Annotated in this window: 13 protein-coding genes and 1 tRNA gene; 6 read left to right on the forward strand and 8 right to left on the reverse strand. The window is 64.0% G+C overall.

Translation table 11 applies throughout. From position 1 onward, the window contains the following. Positions 1 to 8: 8 nt before the first annotated feature. Complete coding sequence (locus A2J03_RS08310) at positions 9 to 1751, reverse strand: aldehyde dehydrogenase family protein (RefSeq protein WP_068371998.1); 1743 nt, start codon at positions 1749 to 1751, stop codon at positions 9 to 11. Between the two features lie 163 nt (positions 1752 to 1914). On the opposite strand from A2J03_RS08310, the gene A2J03_RS08315 reads away from it, so the two are divergent. Both A2J03_RS08315 and A2J03_RS08320 read left to right on the forward strand, forming a co-directional pair. Further along, positions 1915 to 3087 (forward strand): PucR family transcriptional regulator, encoded by a 1173-nt coding sequence (locus tag A2J03_RS08315; RefSeq protein ID WP_068372001.1) that lies wholly within the window; start codon positions 1915 to 1917, stop codon positions 3085 to 3087. Next, positions 3084 to 3296 carry a DUF2945 domain-containing protein gene (locus A2J03_RS08320; protein WP_068372005.1) on the forward strand — a complete coding sequence of 71 codons (213 nt, stop codon included), beginning with the start codon at positions 3084 to 3086 and terminating at the stop codon, positions 3294 to 3296. The genes A2J03_RS08315 and A2J03_RS08320 overlap by 4 nt, the downstream gene beginning before the upstream one ends. A 16-nt stretch (positions 3297 to 3312) precedes the next feature. On the opposite strand, the gene A2J03_RS08325 is transcribed toward A2J03_RS08320, so the two are convergent. The 7 genes from A2J03_RS08325 to A2J03_RS31555 form a co-directional block, all read right to left on the reverse strand. Continuing rightward, positions 3313 to 4266, reverse strand: a complete 954-nt coding sequence (locus tag A2J03_RS08325; protein WP_068372008.1) for an esterase/lipase family protein — start codon at positions 4264 to 4266, stop codon at positions 3313 to 3315. Between the two features lie 155 nt (positions 4267 to 4421). Continuing rightward, positions 4422 to 5162 (reverse strand): glycoside hydrolase family 16 protein, encoded by a 741-nt coding sequence (locus tag A2J03_RS08330; RefSeq protein WP_068372011.1) that lies wholly within the window; start codon positions 5160 to 5162, stop codon positions 4422 to 4424. Between the two features lie 401 nt (positions 5163 to 5563). Next, a tRNA-Gly gene (locus A2J03_RS08335) sits at positions 5564 to 5634 on the reverse strand. Positions 5635 to 5678: 44 nt separating this feature from the next. Next, complete coding sequence (locus A2J03_RS08340) at positions 5679 to 7454, reverse strand: putative bifunctional diguanylate cyclase/phosphodiesterase (protein WP_068372043.1); 1776 nt, start codon at positions 7452 to 7454, stop codon at positions 5679 to 5681. 96 nt (positions 7455 to 7550) lie between these two features. Further along, the gene (locus A2J03_RS08345) at positions 7551 to 9404 is read right to left on the reverse strand and encodes a putative bifunctional diguanylate cyclase/phosphodiesterase (protein ID WP_231912429.1); all 1854 of its coding nucleotides are present in this window, start codon (positions 9402 to 9404) and stop codon (positions 7551 to 7553) included. A gap of 65 nt (positions 9405 to 9469) precedes the next feature. Continuing rightward, on the reverse strand, positions 9470 to 11578 hold the full coding sequence (locus A2J03_RS08350; protein ID WP_068372017.1) for an Rv1355c family protein: 2109 nt from the start codon (positions 11576 to 11578) through the stop codon (positions 9470 to 9472). After that, positions 11575 to 12330, reverse strand: coding sequence for a hypothetical protein (locus A2J03_RS31555; protein ID WP_068372020.1), 756 nt, complete (start codon positions 12328 to 12330; stop codon positions 11575 to 11577). Before A2J03_RS31555 ends, A2J03_RS08350 begins: the two co-directional genes overlap by 4 nt. A gap of 182 nt (positions 12331 to 12512) precedes the next feature. Here A2J03_RS31555 and dcd point away from each other — a divergent pair, with 182 nt between their 5' ends. The 4 genes from dcd to A2J03_RS08375 all read left to right on the forward strand — a co-directional run. After that, on the forward strand, positions 12513 to 13091 hold the full coding sequence (gene dcd, locus A2J03_RS08360; protein ID WP_068372023.1) for a dCTP deaminase: 579 nt from the start codon (positions 12513 to 12515) through the stop codon (positions 13089 to 13091). A gap of 110 nt (positions 13092 to 13201) precedes the next feature. Further along, a complete protein-coding gene (locus tag A2J03_RS30425) occupies positions 13202 to 14659 on the forward strand; it encodes an Hsp70 family protein (RefSeq protein ID WP_068372026.1) in 1458 nt (485 codons plus the stop codon). Between the two features lie 66 nt (positions 14660 to 14725). Next, positions 14726 to 16174 (forward strand): CYTH and CHAD domain-containing protein, encoded by a 1449-nt coding sequence (locus tag A2J03_RS08370; protein WP_068372029.1) that lies wholly within the window; start codon positions 14726 to 14728, stop codon positions 16172 to 16174. A gap of 104 nt (positions 16175 to 16278) precedes the next feature. Beyond that, a partial coding sequence (locus A2J03_RS08375; RefSeq protein ID WP_068372032.1) for a hypothetical protein occupies positions 16279 to 17034 on the forward strand: 756 nt, incomplete at its 3' end.

Here is a 17034-nt window from a genome sequence, read left to right on the forward strand (position 1 = left end):
AAAGACCCCTATCCGCGCAGCGCAGAAGCGAAAATGGCGGGCAACTTCGCCCAGGACGGCTTGCCGGCAAATGCAGTCAGCAGACGCCCGGTCGTCGCCGCTGTGCGGTTGTTGACGAACCACGGCGGTTTCGGCGAGATCGCCCACTCTCTGTTGACCAGTGATCGAGGCGACGGTCGGAACGGGCCGCGCACCACCGTGCGCTCGGAGCCGTCGATGAGCAGTGCGTTGTGCACGATGCCGATGCCGCTCTGGACGTCGGCCAGGGTATGACCGGGAAAAGCGCCCCACGTCGCGGCAGCGGACAGGAATGCCAAGGCGGTCCAGGCATTGACGGCGATCGCGCCGTACCGCAGCTCGGCCAACAACTCGTCGAACCGCCGGCCGTAGCTTTCGATCGTCTTCGGGTGCGCGAGGACGTTGACGCCGAGGGTGCCGACGAACTTCTCGTTGACGGTCTCGACCGCCTTGGCGAAGAATTGCTCGCCCTCGTAAGGAAGTTCGACGACGCCGAGAACCGGAGCGAAGTACTCGGTGTTCAGCAGGGTGGCTTCGTCTCCCGGGTTCAGATCGTCGATCAGCACCCGCCCACCCGGAAGGCGTCGGGCATGGGGGTAACTCTCGACGGCCGATTCGACGCGCCCGTCGCTGCCTGGGTAGTAGGGGCGTCTCTGCGGCGCGGCGGCCAGTGCGTCGCGTACTGCCGCGAGGAACTCGTCGCGCTGTGCCCATCCCGACGACAGCACGATCACCTGTGAGGCGACGCAGTTGTACCCGCCGTTGTGAAGGCGCTGCGTCGCAACGTGTTCCGCCTGAAAGCGAATGTCGGCGCTACTCCACTCGCCGGGAAGGACGATGGTCGGAGACACTCCGCCCAGTTCGCTGGTGATGGGCTTCGTCAGAAGCGGGTCCCCGGCAGCCTTGCGGGCGGCACCCGACTCGCCAGGACCGAACACGATGGCGTCGTGGGTGATCGAGCTTCCGGTCATGTGAACGTGGTCGACGAGGTCGTGTCCGACGAGATAGCCACCGACTTCGGCGCCGCCGGTCAGAATGCGCACGGCACCGACCTCGATCAGCGGCGCAAGGATCTTCGTGAACACCGGCAGCATCGGATCGGTGATCGGGTTCAGCTTGAGCGCCACGACGCGATTGTTGGCGATCAACTCGTACAAGGTGTCGAGAGGCGCTATCGACATGATGTTTCCCGCGCCGAGAACGACGCCGACGCCGTTGGTGTGTTCGGGTGTCAATTGCGCGAGACCGGCGGTGCGCTGTGCGGTTGCCGCGTCGATTCCCGGCTTCAGCCACACCTGTGCGCTGAAACCGCTGAGCAGTAGTTGGTCGAATACACCGTGGGGAAGTACCTGAACCGTGGTGCGGCCACCGGGTGCGGTTCCGAATGTCGCGTCCTCGAGCGGTCCTTTTCCTCGCTCGAGATCGCCCAGTGTTCGGGCGATCGTGGCGGTTCCTCCGGTGAACGCGTACGGGCCGGACATCCATTCTTCGCCGATGAGCGGTGAGGTGGACTCCAGGCCTTTGATCGCCGCCGCCGCCGCGACCCACTCTTGCGCGTGCTGGACGGTGAGGTCACGGACGCGCTCGATCAGCCGGCGACGCTGCGAGAGCGAGAGCGATCCCCACGTCTGCTCACCTGCTCGTAGCTCGGCGAGTGCAGTGTCGACGCGAGCGCGGACCTCGGTGTCGGAGTTGTCCGCAACGGGTGGGTGGGGCGCGTTGAGTTCGGTCACTCGGCTTGCTCTTCTCTCGGTCGGGTCAGCGGTCGTGCCTGTTATTGTCGTCTTTTCGTGTGGTCTGCGCCATAGGCCGACGCTGTGCAACGCAACCGTGAGATTGTGCCGCCGCACAAAGCGAATGTGGCGTCGGTTACATCGGTCCCGCTATTGTCGGCGGATGCCGGAAACCGTCACGCTCAGCGCTCCCGACTCCACCGAGCTTGCCGCACCCTTGATGGCGGTCGCCCCGGAACTTGCCGATGAGTTGGTTCGCCGCATCATGGCAGCCGAGAACGCGTACGCCGAATCGACGTTTCTCAGTCCAACGCAGCTGCGCGAGGCATGTCTGGCCAATATCACCGACTTGGTCGAGGATCTGGCAGGTGTCCGTCCTCTGAACTTGGAGTCGGCGAAGGCCGCGGGTCGGTTGAAAGCAGAGCAGGGTGTACCTCTTGCGGCGCTCCTGCACGCGTTCCGTTTGGGCGGCCGCCTCATCTGGGAAGAACTCATGGCGCGATCCGATACCGACGCACCGAGGACGCTGCTCGGCATGGCAGCGCAGGTGTGGGCGCTGGTCGACGTGTGTTCGGATGCAGCGGCCGAGGCCTATCGTGTCACCGTCGACGCCAGGGCCGAGCAGGACGCCGACGAGCGCACGCGGTTGGTCCGCGCTCTGTTCGCCGACCACGTCGCGAATCCGGCATCGGTGGCCGACGCGCTGCGGACCTTCCGAATCCCTGATCGCGGCTGTTTCGTCGTAGTCTCCGCCGATACTCGATGTTCCGATGTCACGACACCCGCAGTCGAAGCAGTGTGGGACAGCGCCGTCGACGGGGTGGTCGGGTTGCTGTTCACCCAGTCCGACGTGCTGCTGGAGACCGCGCTCGACGGTATTGCCGTCGGAGGCGGAAACGTCGGGATCAGTGCTGTGTTCTTCTCGTCGGCAGGAATTCCGAAGGCCGTCGACCAGGCACGTCTCGCCAGGAAGTGTGCTCCCGTCGATGACGTCGCGCCGACGCGGTACGACGCGGTCCCGGTGCCGCTCCTACTCGCCGGTCGTCCCGAGGCAGGTCGAACCGCGGCGCAGCAGATACTGGGCGCGCTGCTCGATCTGCCCGAGGATGAGCGTGCGAGCCTGCTGAGCACGCTGGACGCGTGGTTCCGGGCCAGAGGATCCACCACGGAGGCTGCCCACGGTTTGCACTATCACCGCAACACCGTGCTGTATCGGTTGCGCCGGATCGGCGAGCTGACCGGTCGGGATTTCCTGAACCCGGTTCATGCGGCCGAACTGTATGTAGGCCTGTGCGCGTATCAATTGTGCTCCGGCGGGGTAGTTCCGGCGACATGACGCACAGAAAAGGCACGACGGTTCAGTGGAACTGGGGCCAGGGCACCGGCGAAGGAAAAATCGTCGAGGTGCACACCGACAAGGTGACCCGGACGATCTCGGGCAGCGAGATCACGCGCAACGGAAGCAAGGAGACGCCCGCGTACCTCATCGAACAAGCGGATGGGCAGCGAGTGCTCAAACTGGACAGTGAGGTCAGTACGTCCTAGAACGGGCGAAGCCGCATCAGTTGCTGGCGATGACCACGTCGAGGATCCCAGAGCCCAGGGGAACGGCATCGCACGGCGGGTCGATCGCCGCGGAGGGGTCGAGGGCTGCCAGCACCAGTGCGATCGTGGTCGGATCGTAGGTGAACGCGAAGTGCGCGACCTTGGTTTCCGGGCACAAGTCCTGCACCACGATGTTCCGTGCTCCCGAATCTCGCAGCAGGGCATTGGTGTACGGCTGGATCACCTCGTCGACCTCGGTGGCGATACTGGTGTAGTCGACGCCGGGGACGGTGTCACCGCCCGAGTTCAATTCGGTGAGGAAATCCGATCCCTGCATCAACTGGACCAGGGCGGGCCCGAACTCGGCGGAGACCAGCCGGGTGGCACTCGGAACTGCCTGCAGCGCAGGAGATACGCCGTACGCAGTTCCACCGTACGTCGGCGACGCGATACCGATCCACTTGTTCACCGCGTCTGCCCCGCCCAGCCGGTTGGTGTAGTAGCGGGTGACTGCGGCGCCCTGCGAGTAACCGATCAGATCGACTGCAGCAGCACCGGTCGACGCCAACACGCCCTCGGTGAACAGCTCGAGCTCGGCTGCGCTGTCGCGTATGTCGCTGTACCCATATGTGGAACCATCGGGTGATTCGCCGTAGTTCAGTGCGTAGGTGCAGTAGCCGGCGGCAGCCAGTACAGGTGCCAGTCCCGCCCAGTCCGAATAGGCCGTCGAATCGGTGCCGTGAACGAGGATCACCGGGTCGGGGTGATGGCGCGACGGAGTGCACCCGGCTTGGTTCATGCCGGGTGGTGCAGCAGCGGGTTTGTCCGCCGCGTATCGGATGGCATCGGCGTGGTTGTTCTGCGCGGGGCCTGGAACGTCCGGGATCACGGGCGTAGCCGTCGCCACTGCGCCCCCGAACACCAGGAGTGCGCACACTCCACACAGTGTCACCGGGATTCGGAAGCTCACGCCACGAACTCTATGCCGGAATGCTGTGGCATGTAACAGTGAACGCCGGGTTCGTCTGTTATTTCACACAACTTTCCCGTGACGCCGAGCAACGGCGACTGCAGCGGCCGCACGAGCTCGGCGTCGGGGAAGGACCGGAGGCGTCCGAGGCGGTCCTAGGAGATGCGGCTCGCTTTGACCCAGTCGACACTCATGGTCTGGGGGAAAGTCGTCGAAGCGGGTGCTTTGCCTACCCAGTCGTTACCCACCGCCACGTTGAAGAGCACGTAGTGCGGCCAGGCTCCCGAGAATGGCGTCCAGTTGCCGCCCATCGCTTCGTATTGTGCTTTGGTCACCGCAAATCCCTGTACCCCGTCGACGAACCAGGCGATGCGGTCCGGATACCAATCGACACGGTAAGTGTGGAATCCGTCCGAGAGTGGATTCATACTTCCGCCGGTCTTGATGTCCGTGCTCGAGTTGTTCTTGGCCGGGCCGTGCATATTGAAGGACGGACCGTTCGTGCCCGGTATTTCGATAACATCTATTTCGCCTTGCCGTGGCCAGTTGTACTCGTTTCCTGGTTCCAAGCCCAACAACCAGAATGCCGGTAGCAGGCCTGCCGCACGGGGCATCTTTATGGAGGCTTCGAGTCGTACCGGCGGGGTGATCGATTGCTTTCCGAAGCTGACCACCCGAGCGCTGGTGAAGTTGTTGGGCGATGCCTTACCGTCCGGCGGGTTCTCCCTGCGGGCGGTGATGTTGAGTGATCCACCGGCGACATTCGCGTTGTTCGTCGAGTTGGTGTAGTACTGCTGCTCGCCCGAACTTGCTCCCCACCTTCCGGTTTGGAACCCCCACTTGCTGGGATCGACTGCGCCGTTCGAGTTGAACTGGTCCTCCCATAGGAGCGTCACCTGCCCGGGGTTCGACGGTTGGGTCGTCGTGCTGGGTGGCGTCGTCGTCGTGGGAGGCGCCGTCGTCGTTGTAGGTGCAGGCGTCGTCGTAGCAGGCGGCGTCGTCGGCGCTTGGGGCGGAAAAGCGGGTGGGCCCCACGGAGTCCAGATTAGGGGGACCATCAGAAGTGGCATCAATTTCATCGCTTTTTCCTGTCATGTCAATTTGTCGGGGGAAACAAATTCATAACGAGGTTTCTAGCACGAAAATAGAGGCGCTTTTGATCTCGACTGGAAATTCGAATAATTCTTCATCTCGTCCTGGGAAACGCCCAGATATTTACGGTCACTATCTCCAGTTTTCGGAGCCTGGACCATGTTTCGGTCTGTTTTGGCCGAAGGTAGGGAAGGAGCCGAGGGAGAGCCGGTGACGGGAATCGAACCCGCCTCTCAACCTTGGGAAGGTCGCATTCTACCAATGAACTACACCGGCGCGGCGGGCCCAGGAGGCCCGCGCCGGACCACTCTAGCAGGTGCTCAGATCTCGATGGTTCCGACGCGGAGCAGCGCGAGGGTATCGACGGCCGAGACCGGCCGGGACATGAGATAGCCCTGGGCGCGGGTGCATCCGCGGTCGATCAGGGTGTTTGCGACGTCCAGGGTCTCCACACCTTCTGCGATCACGTCGAGTCCGAAGGATGCTGCCAGTCCGATAACGGAGTCGACGATGGCAAGATCGCCGCCGCCGGCGGACCCCAGATCGGTCACGAACGCTCGATCGATCTTCAATGCATCGACCGGGAGTGCTTTCAGATGTGAGAGTGAGCTGAACCCGGTCCCGAAGTCGTCGATCGCGATGCGCACGCCGAGTCTCCGGAGTCCGGCGAGGGTCCGCCGGGTGTAATCGATATCGCGTACCACGGCGACCTCGGTGATCTCGAGCCACAGTGAAGAACCCTCGATCGAGTGACGGCGCAACATCGTCTCGACCTCGTCGACGAAACCGGCTCCGACCAGTTGAGAGGGGGAGACATTGACTCGCATGGAAATGTCCAGACCAGGTAGTGAGGTGGCCCATTCACCGAGCGTCCGAAGCGACCGCTCCAACACCCAGCTGCCCAGCTCGCTCGCCAGATTGGTCGCCTCGGCAACCGGAATGAAGGCAGCCGGTGGAAGCAGACCGCGGTGGGGGTGCTGCCACCGCACCAGGGCTTCGACGGCTGTGATGCGTTTGGTGATCAAATCGATCTCAGGCTGGAAGTACAAGACGAGGGAGTCGTTTCCGATGGCGGTTCGGAGATGAACTTCGATATCGCTGCGAAGTACGCTCTGCCGTTGTACCGAATCGGTGAACTGCACGACATCGTTGTCGCCGTTGACCTTTGCCATCAGTGCAGCTTGGTCGGCCCGTTGGAGCGCGTCGTCCGCAGAGACACGCCCGGGGTGGGCGATCGAGATCCCGACGGTGGCTCGCCGTGACCTGTCGAGTCCGGGCGCGTCGAGCAGGGCGATCGAGTCGAGTGCTGTCCGTGCGGTGAGATGCGCATGGTGTGCGTTGCTCGGGCCGTGAAGAACCAGCACGAACTCGTCGCCGCCGAGCCGCGCGATCAATGTGGTCGACCCCACGTCTCGGGTCAGCACGCGTGCGGCAGCGGCGATGTATTCGTCACCTGCCAGGTGGCCGAGGAAGTCGTTCATCGCCTCGAGTCGTCCGAGGTCGAGAAACAGGATCGCGACCGGTCCGGATGTGTGATCGACGAGTCTGACACGCAGATAGTCGAGCAACGCTCGACGGTTGAGCAGTCCGGTCTGCTCGTCGTGTGTGGCGGAGTACCGAAATCGATCCTCGGCCGCTACCCGCGTGTGTACCTGGGTCGTCAATGCGGCGATTGCGCGCAAGGCGTTGAATTCGTCTTCGGACCAGTCGCGGCCGGCGAGTTTGCCGAAGCCCAGTACTCCGACGGTGATGGTGTTCGCGATCAACGGGACAGCGATCAGCGACTGCGGCACGAAACCTGACGCCGACTCCACTCGGGCGCGATAGTCGGCGACACCGCCGTCGACGCGCACCGTCAGGATGCTGTCGAGTGATTCGGCCGCGGCGAATATCGGGTCGGCACCGTCGAACGGGACGGTGTGCAGTGGGTCGGGGTCTGCCACGTTCGAGCGCGGCGGCCACTCCGCGATCAGCACCGTCGTTCGATTCTCGAAGTCGTTGTGGCGCAGAAACGCGATGTCGAGTTCGAAGCTGTTGACGAGATCGCGGAGAACAGCGACGTACACCGCAGCGGCGTTCGAAGCATCGGCACTCATGAGGAGAGTGGCCGCGTTCGTGACGACAGTGTCCAACCTTCGGCGTTGGTTCAGCGTGGTCTCCTGCCTGAAGGTCGCGCGAGTCGAATCGAGACTCTACTCGGCCGACGCCGACGGCAGTGTTCGTCCGGCAAGCATTGTCTGCATCGAATCCGCTGGGACGGGCTTGGAGAACAGATAGCCTTGAGCCCGTGTGCAGCCGACGGCCAACAATGAGGTCTGAGCTGCTTCGGTCTCGAGTCCCTCGGCGATCAGGTCGAGTCCGAACGCGTCCGCAAGACTTGCGATCGCGCGAACGATGGCTTGGTCGCCGGGGTTCGAGTCGAGGTGTTGGACGAATTCGCGATCGATCTTCAGCGCATCGACCGGAAGCATCTTCAGGTGCGCCAATGAGCTGAATCCAGTACCGAAGTCGTCGATCGCGATACGTACCCCCAATTCTCGGAGCATGCTCAGAACCTTTGCTGCCTGGCCGGTGTCTTGAACGACGGCGTTCTCGGTTATCTCCAAGCACAGGTTGCCGTGTGGGACCAGCCCGCTGGCGAGTTCCTGGCTGACGATGTCGACGAACTCGGTTGCCAGGAGCTGCGCCGGGGAAACGTTGACACGCAACATGATATCGAGCTCGGGGAGGTGGTGGACCCACTCGCGGTAGCAGCGGATGGCGTCGTGCAGAACCCAGGCACCGAGCGCGGTTGCCAGGTCGGAGGTCTCGGCGATGTCGATGAAGTCGGCCGGTGGCAACAGGCCCCGCGTCGGGTGCTGCCATCGCACCAACGCCTCGACGGCCGTGATCGTGCCGTCCTCGAGGTTCACTTCCGGTTGAAAGTGCAGCACCAGGTCGCCGCCCTGTATGGCGGCAAGGAGATGCAGTTCGACGTCGTTGCGCAACGCGTTGTGAGCTCGAATCGCCGAATCGAACAGCGCCACATGATTTCCGCCGGTTCGTTTAGCGACGAGAGCCGCTTGGTCGGCGTTGGCAATCACCTCGTCGACGCTGTCCACTCCCGGATAGGCAGTCGTCACGCCGATGCTCGCGGTGCGAGTGATGGCATCCCCGGCGATGCTGACGCGGGTGGTGGCGACGGCGTCGAGTATCCGCAGCGCGACGTCGTACGGCGACGTCGACTTCCCCTCGATTGCAGAAGGCTGCATGACGATCACGAATTCGTCTCCACCCCAGCGTGCGATCGTGGCGTCGTCGTCGAGCGCTTCACGCAACGTGTCGGCGAGCGCGAGGAGATACGCGTCGCCGGCGGTGTGGCCGTAGAAATCGTTGAGGGCTTTCAATCTGTCGAGATCGAGAAACAACACTGCGACCGGACTGCCCTCCGACCCCGCCCCGAGCCGACGTTCCAGGTCCTCCGTCACCCCTCGACGATTGGAAAGACCGGTCAGTGCATCGTGTTGCGCCGCCTCGAAAAGCAGTTCCTCGGCGACAATCCGGGCATGAACCTGGGTGAACATCGATGCGATCGCCACCAGAGCATTGGTCTCCTCCTCGGACCAGGCACGGTCACCGCCCTTGATCAATCCGACCCAACCGATGGATCGCTCGTGGACGAGCGGGACCACCGCCATGGAAGTGACGGAGTACCCGGATGCAGCCTCCACGCGTCGGCGATACGACTCCTCCGACATCGACGGGTTGAACACTCTCGGTTGAACGAGGTGCTCGCATGCCGCGAAGACAGGATCGGCATCCGCGAAGTAGATGACACCGAGCGGATCGGGGTCCGGTGCATCCGGTCGGGCCGGCCATTCGGCAACCATCGTCGTCGACCGATTCTCGTGGTCGGTATGTCGAAGATAGCCGGCATCGACCCCGAAATACTCCACCAGAGAGCGGAGTACACGGGTGTACGCGAGCAACACCGACGCTGCATCGACCCCCATGAGGTCCGATGCAACGTCGGTGACCAGACGATCGAGACTACGAGTTCGACGCATGTTTTCCCCCATCGACTCGACCCCCTACCTGACCCGAAAATCGACTGTACCTGCTCGGAGGCCGTCTATACCTCTGTGCGACGTCTGCTTCGCAATGCTGCACCGTCGGTGTGCGACAGGCGTAGTACCAATGCGATGGATTCGTCGACGTCGATTCCGACTATCCGGGCAAACTGGTGGCGAAGGTCCGCGAGTGCAGCGGCGTGGCGCGGAGACAGCTGCTCGAACTCGGACTGGCTCGTCGCGTACAGAAACACTGGCGACGACGGATGCACTGCCAGTCCGTGCGACTCGGCGGCGAGCCAGAGGCGTTGCGTTCCGGCGCCGCCCCGCACGAAGTCGGTTGCAGCGTGGCCGTCGACGATCGTCACGGCGACAGCCGAGCTGGACACCACGCGGTCGTAGCTGTCTTCCCCCAATGCGATACCTGCGTCCCAGTCGCCGAGCAATTCCATCACATCGGACCTGCGGGAGACGTCGAGTTTCACCAGGTCCGTCGAATCCAGCGCGAGGGCATGGACGTCGATCCCAGTGTCGGGATCAGGTTGCCCCGGCCACCTGAGCTCCGAGAACATCTCTGTATGAAGCGGTTTCGTCAAGTAGCGAATCCGATCCGATTCGGCAATTATTTCGGCGAGCTGTTGGATCGAGGACCGATCGGTGACGAGAGCTACCCGAACACCCTCGGGCAGCGCTGCAGTGGTGAGATCCGACAGCACCTCCGGGCGCATCTCGCGTGGGGATCCCACGGTGCGATTCGTCGATCTCGACAGTAGGGCGTCGTATGTCTTCGCCAGGTCCGGATCCGTGCCTGCTCCCAGTTCGACGACGATGTCCACGGTGTCGCCGTCAGGTTCGACGGTGACGTCTCCGAGAACTCCGTGATGCGCGGCTGCACTACGCGCGTTGTACAGCGCCGCGCCGAGTGCGACATGACTGCCGCGATAGGCGACGTCCAGGCCCGAGGTTCGGTCGCGATCGATCGTAAGTCGGACCGATCCAGTGGTTGTGGTGATGGTCCACGGTTGTACGTTCCCGCCGGACGGTGCCCGGGTGGCGGCGTGCACGATCGCGGAGCGGGGACTGTCGAATTCTGGTTGCGCGTGCGAACTCCCGTTCTGCTCCGTCGGTCCGACCCCGGTGGGTGGCGGTGCCAGCATGTCGAGATGCTCGTCGATATGAATCCGCACTCGGCCGGAATCGAGACGGTGACCGAGGCCGAATCTACGTACTGCGCCCGCGACCGAGGCCCCACCGAGTCCGACCTCGCTGCCCAACTGCGGCCACGTCGTGGTCGTACGATCGACCTCGATCATCGATGCCGCCATCCGCGCGGAGATGGCTTCGGCTTCCAGCAGAGCGAGCACGTACGGAACCTTGTCGTGCGTCGACAGATTCGCGAGAGTGCCGGACTCGACGTCTCCGAGTAGGCCGTGAAACAAAGGGCGGTCGGGTTCGAGATCGAATCTCTCGACATCGAGCAGACCCCGATCGCTGGTCTCCATGATGACCGGTACGCCGAGTGCTCTGGCGCGTTCGCGCACCAGGATCTTCACGTCGAGCGAATCGCATTCCTCGATGAGGAGGTCGACTCCGTCGATGAAACTGTCGGCGGATTCCGCAGTCACCCCGCGGTCGTCGATCGTGACCGGAAGGTACGGGTCGAGTTCGGCGATCCGGCGGGCGGCGACGACGGGTTTGCTCAAACCCAGGTCGAGCAGCGTAGCCGGTATGCGATTGAGGTTCGAGAGTTCGATCTCGTCGAAGTCGGCCAGACGCAGTGCGCCGCAGACACCGTCGAGCGCCAATGCGTACGCGATCGCGTGGCCGACACTGAGACCGACGATACCGATCGTCGTCTCGGCCAACTTGTCCTGTTCTTCGGCAGTGATCTTGTTGCGGTTGCGATCGAGCCGGAGGCGCCGGAAGCTGCGTGGCCCCAGCGTCGCGACAACGGTTCGGCGCCAGGGATAGTGGATCCACCGCATCGGCTCGTCGACGAGTTCGGCCGGGGGCGGCGGCGTCAGGCGAGACAGCCCGTCCCGCTGCTCGTCGAGTCGGTCGAGGAACTCGATGACCGGGTCTTCTCGAAGCCGATCCAGTTCCGCACGGTCTGCAGGGTCGTTCTCGTCGAGCACTCTTGCCTGCCAGTCCAGCTGGTTGCGATGTGTCACGATGCTTCGGCCTCCGTCGATGCGAGTTCTCGGCCCCGAAGCGACTCGATCGCAAAGGTGATCTGGGCGAGCTTCTCGGCTGTGGCGAACAGGGGAACCGTGTTCTGGTCCCACCAGAGAATTCGGGTTCTGTAGCGATCGTCCGGATAAGCGACGGCATCGATGTGGGTCGCCATCACGGCACCCGAGTCGAGATAGGGACCCACAGCGTGCTCTGCGCTTGTCGCGAGTGTGTGCCGGCAGCCCGATGCTGCGGCCACGAGAGACGCACCGATTGCGCCCAAGTACCCGGGTGCGCCGTGTCGAGTGCGGTCGACCGCGGACCAGACCGTCTTCATCTCGACGACACCGTTCGCGAGTCGAGCCGACACCATCCGTCGGAGCGCGGCCCTCCCGATCCACGACTTGGACCATTCGATGTCGGCGTGCGTCTGATGCGGTTTCGAGTAGGGGCCCTGTGCGCGTAGACCGCCGACCGGTTCGCCGGAGTCGTCGAGCGCGACCAGAAACATCGACGTCGTCGAGCCGTCGATTATCCGGTCGTACTCCAAGGCCTTCTCCACACCGAAGTGCGAGTAGCTTCGTAACGCCCCGTCGACGAACGCCCGCCACAGTGTCGGTCGTTGCGCAGGCGTCGTCGCGAGCACCGTGCACCGGAGCTCAGGGTCGTAGTAGCTCGCATCCGAGGTGATGTGAAGGGGGCGCCGACGAGGTTCGCCGGCTCCCCGATCGAGCCCGGTGGTCGAATTCATGGTTCATCTTTCTACTGATGCCCTGTTTCAGGGGCATTGGATATGGATCAAGATCATTATCACGGCTCATAACTGGAAAGTGAGACGCACAAAGTGGGCTGTTTCCCAGATGTATGCGCGGTTTTGGCAGAACGCGTGGTGCCATGGGAACAACGGCGGCTCCGGCGCGCTAACCTTCCGCAGTGCTGCTTTCCGACCGCGATATCCGTGCAGAAGTGTCCGCCGGCAACCTGGGTATCGAGCCCTTCGACGCGTCGATGGTGCAACCGTCGAGCGTCGATGTCCGGCTCGACAAGCTCTTTCGGGTGTTCAACAACACTCGCTACACGCACATCGACCCGTCCAAGCAGCAGGACGAGCTGACGTCGCTCGTCGAGCCCGCGGAGGGCGAACCGTTCGTTCTGCACCCGGGGGAGTTCGTACTCGGATCCACGCTCGAGCTGACATCACTGCCCGACTATCTGGCCGGACGGTTGGAAGGCAAGAGTTCGCTCGGCCGCCTCGGGTTGTTGACGCACTCGACTGCAGGCTTCATCGACCCGGGATTCAGCGGTCACATCACGTTGGAACTGTCGAACGTGGCCAATCTGCCGATCACGCTGTGGCCGGGCATGAAAATCGGACAGCTGTGCTTGTTCAAGCTGTCGAGCCCGTCCGAGCATCCCTACGGCAGTGCGCAGGTGGGCTCGAAGTATCAGGGGCAGCGTGGACCCACACCGTCGAAGGCATACCTGAACTTCATCCAGTCTCCGGTGAACTGATTGATCCATCGGTCGGTTTAAGGCCCGTTACCGCGACAAGAATCTGGTTTCAGCGCTAAACTGGCAGCTTGCCGAATGTGGGTTGGGGCCTACCGGAGCGAGGTTTCTCGATGTCAGCCGTTCTCGGCGCATCGCTTGGTGTGAGTGGAATCCACACAGTGTCCACGGACCTGTCTACCCGTCCGCCGCGCAGCAGCGAGTCGAAAGTTCAGATACCCGAGTCCTCCACCGACCCGTGGGGGTCGGTGGCGTGGGCCGTTCATCACTTCGCCCGTGAGACCGTCGGTACGGACGCCACGCCCGTGCTGGCGCTGCGCGACAAGAACCCGACGGAGGCGTACGGCGTCGAACACTACGACGGGCTGGCGCTCGTCTCGGATCTGGGCGCGCAGATCGGAGCCCTCCAGGAGGCCGGCGAACTGGCCGGTGAGCAGACCATTGCGCTGTTCGATGTCGGCGCGGGCGGGGTGACGGTGTCGATCGTGGATCGCGAATCCGGTCACGTGTACGCCTCCCGGCGCAGCGCGGTGCTCTCCGGCGACGGATGCGACGCCGCGTTGTCCACCTTTCTATTGGACCACTACGGCCTCGGGCGGGTGCTGGACGACAGCTCCCGCGATCTACTCGTCGAGGCGGTCTGCGCGGCCAAGGAACGGTTGTCGACTCTCACCGCCGTCGAGGTTCACGGACCGTTCACCTCGGGCGGTGTCGTGCTCTACCGAGCGCAACTGGACGAGCTCGTCCGCGAGAACGTCTACGACGCCGTCACACTTGCCGCCGCGATGATCGCCGACGTCCCGCGCGTCGACGCAGTGTTCGCGGTGGGCGGCGGCGCGAACATGCAGATCGTCCGGCAATCCCTGATCGACGGCTTGTCGGTGCCGGTGTTCGTCCCTCGCGATCCCGAACTTCTCGCCGCACGCGGGGCCGCTGGGATGGCGCGCGACTTCGCGCGATCCGCTGCTGCCACCACCGTTGCGGCCACCACTGCCGGGACGGCCGGCCACGCTGCGCGCCCGCGGCACAGTGATACCTCCTCACGTCGACTCATCAGGATTCGAGGGTCGCGGTACCTCGGCGGAGCTGTGGTCGCCCTGGTGGCGGGAGGAGTGGCGGTGTCGATTGCGGCAGCGTCGAGCAGCGACATCGACCCGACACCAGGGATCGTCTACTCACCCGTCATCACGTCTTCACCGGCCGAAGTGAGCCCGTCGGCACCAGCGGTCGCCCCGTCGCCCACATCTCTCCCCATGACCACGACGACCGAGGAACCCGAGTCGACGGAGTCCGAACCCAGCAGCACACCGCAGAGCACGTCGGAGGACGGCCTGACGACCGACAGTGCCAGGGCTGATCGACGACGAACCGAGCCGACCACCACCACCGCGTCGCCGGACCTGACGACCAGTACGAAGCCGACACGGACCAAGGACGCCGATTCCCAGCCGTCGACGAGCAACCCGCCGTCGACGGCCATCCCTACGACGAGCAAGCCGCCAACGACGAGCAAGCCCGCCACGGCAACGAATTCGCCGACACGCACCAGGAGCCCGTCGCGCCCAGGGTGACCGAAATTTCTGGGTCAGATCGGTGTCTTCTGCCGCCCGTTCATATTCTTCCGGCAGACTTGGCGGATGGTTTCGATACAGACCGAACGCGAGGACAAGTTCGATGTGGACTCAGATTTCATCCTGCCTTCGGATGAACAGCTGATCCCTAAGGGAGGCTCGGCCGAGACTTCGGAGGTGGAGCTGGTGAGCACCTACTTCGACACCGAGGATCTCGACCTTCTGCAGCGAGGGATCACTCTGCGGCGCCGGCGAGGTGACGCCGACACCGGCTGGCACGCGAAGGTACCCGCAGACAAGGCGCGCACCGAAATTCGGCTTCCGCTCGGATCTGGCGAGGATGCGTCCGTTCCGGACGAGCTCGCCGGCCTCCTCGTCGGTGTGTCGCTGGGAAAGCCACTGGGCCCGGTTGCGACGTTGACCTCGGTGCGACGGGTGCACGTGTTGGCGGATCAGGACGGTGACGTGGTGGCCGAACTCGCCGACGACAGCGTCTCCGTCGATCTGGCGGGTGCCGAGGGGCACACCTGGCGTGAGGTGGAAGTCGAACTGGGCCCTGCGGGGTCGGAGTCGGTGCTCGAGAGGGTCGGCAAGACGCTGAAGGCCGCAGGGGCACGCCCAGGTTCGCATCCGTCGAAATTCCACCGCGCTGTGCGGTCCTCGACGGAACCCGTCCATACGGGCACGGTCGGGGTGGTTGCGGACTATCTGAACGAGCAGACCCAGGCAATCTTCGCCGGCGACGTCTATCTCCGGCGTGGAATGGATCCGATCCACCCGACCCGGGTGGCGATTCGACGTTACCGAAGCACACTCAGGGTGTTCGGGGACATGTTCGACGAAGGCCGCGCATCCGTGTTGGACGCCGAACTCTCCTGGTATGCAGGGCTACTCGGCGAGGTCCGAGATCGTCAGGTGCAGCGCGCAAGGTTCGCCGACTCGTTGAGTGAACTACCCGACTACCTGGTACTGGGGCCGGTCGCCGCGCGTATCGAGAACGATCTCCTCGCCGAGCAGCTCAGGTTCCGGGCAGCCGTGGCCACCGAAATCGACGGGGAGCGATACCGCGCGTTGCTGCACGAACTCGCCGAATGGGCACGCGGCCTTCCACTCGCTCCTGGCGCGTCGAAGCTCGACGACGACGATCTCGACGCATTGGCTCGTAAGGCGGGCAAGAAGGCAAGCAAGCGAGTGGCCGCAGCGACGTCGAGCGCGGAGGAAGAGGCTCTGCACCGAGCGCGCAAGGCGGGCAAGCGGGCGCGGTACGCCGCGGAACTGGTCAAGCCCGTCATCGGCAAGAAGGAAGCGAAAGCACGGATAGGGCGCTACACCAACGTCCAGGAGATCCTGGGTGAGCATCAGGATGCCGTCGTGGCAGCTGCGACGCTGCTGCAGTTGGGTAGGAAGGCGGGCGTCACCCCCGGCGAGAACGGCTTCACATTCGGGTTGCTGTACGCCCAGGAGGTTCACGCGGCGGCCGCCGCACGGGCCGCGATGACGGCGGCCGACTCGTAAAAGTACGAATTTTCCAGCGGACGAGTACTCTGATCGCCGGAGAAACCGACTTACTGCCCGATTTCGGGAAGGGGTCACGTGCAACCGGGGGGAGTGCGAGCGGCATGCGTGTTGCACTTGGCGTGCACGTGAGTACATACGAGGCCACTGCGTCACTCGTGGAGATCTCCCTCCCTGAGCTCGGTCCCATCTGCTCGCGCACGGTCGATGTTGCCGCCGCACCGGGAGGAATCGGCGGAGCGGTGTCCGCGGCCCTCGGCTTCATGCGGGTACAGGCGCTGCAGAACCAGCTCACGGTCCTCGGCGGCGTAGTTGTCTGCGAGAGCGCGGCGCAGCGCGAGATCGTCGCCCGCGCGCTCGCCGAGGTGGAACCCGACCCGCCACCGGTGATCGACATGTTCGACGACCGTCTGTCCGACCAATTCACGCCCGATGTGGCCGCGGCGCTCCTGGTCGGGCACCTCGAACCCGTCGTTGCACCCGTGCACGTGCGCCAGGACGAGCATCGCGGGATATGGCCGGTCGCTGCGGTCGGCGCCTGCGTGTTGGCGGCGCTAGGTGGCGTCACTGCGTGGGCGATGACGTCGCAGCCTGCGCCTGCGGGCGAACTCGTCACGACGTCGGAGATGGTGTATCCGACGTCCGAAGCGCCGAAGACGGCCGACAGTGCGGCCCCGGTCGGCGTCGTGTCTGCGACCACCAGCGCGGATCGAGCACGTCCGGATGCGGTTCCCGACATCGCTCCGGTGGACGTCGTATTAGCGCCCCCGGTTGCTCCCGAGCCGATGTTCGAGAGCTACTCGGAATCCGACGTGCAGATCACGTCCACGCCGAGTGCGACGCCAGCGCCGTCGACCACC

The sequence above is a fragment of the Rhodococcus sp. EPR-157 genome (assembly GCF_001647195.1).
GTDB lineage: Bacteria > Actinomycetota > Actinomycetes > Mycobacteriales > Mycobacteriaceae > Rhodococcoides.

What these genes read in the sequence shown, in the direction of transcription:
- A2J03_RS08315 (WP_068372001.1), top strand. Translation starts at nt 1,915, where the DNA reads ATGCCGGAAACCGTCACGCTCAGCGCTCCCGACTCCACCGAGCTTGCC.
- A2J03_RS08320 (WP_068372005.1), top strand. Translation starts at nt 3,084, where the DNA reads ATGACGCACAGAAAAGGCACGACGGTTCAGTGGAACTGGGGCCAGGGC.
- A2J03_RS08340 (WP_068372043.1), bottom strand. Translation starts at nt 7,454, where the DNA reads ATGAGTGCCGATGCTTCGAACGCCGCTGCGGTGTACGTCGCTGTTCTC.
- A2J03_RS08345 (WP_231912429.1), bottom strand. Translation starts at nt 9,404, where the DNA reads ATGCGTCGAACTCGTAGTCTCGATCGTCTGGTCACCGACGTTGCATCG.
- A2J03_RS31555 (WP_068372020.1), bottom strand. Translation starts at nt 12,330, where the DNA reads ATGAATTCGACCACCGGGCTCGATCGGGGAGCCGGCGAACCTCGTCGG.
- A2J03_RS30425 (WP_068372026.1), top strand. Translation starts at nt 13,202, where the DNA reads ATGTCAGCCGTTCTCGGCGCATCGCTTGGTGTGAGTGGAATCCACACA.
- A2J03_RS08370 (WP_068372029.1), top strand. Translation starts at nt 14,726, where the DNA reads ATGGTTTCGATACAGACCGAACGCGAGGACAAGTTCGATGTGGACTCA.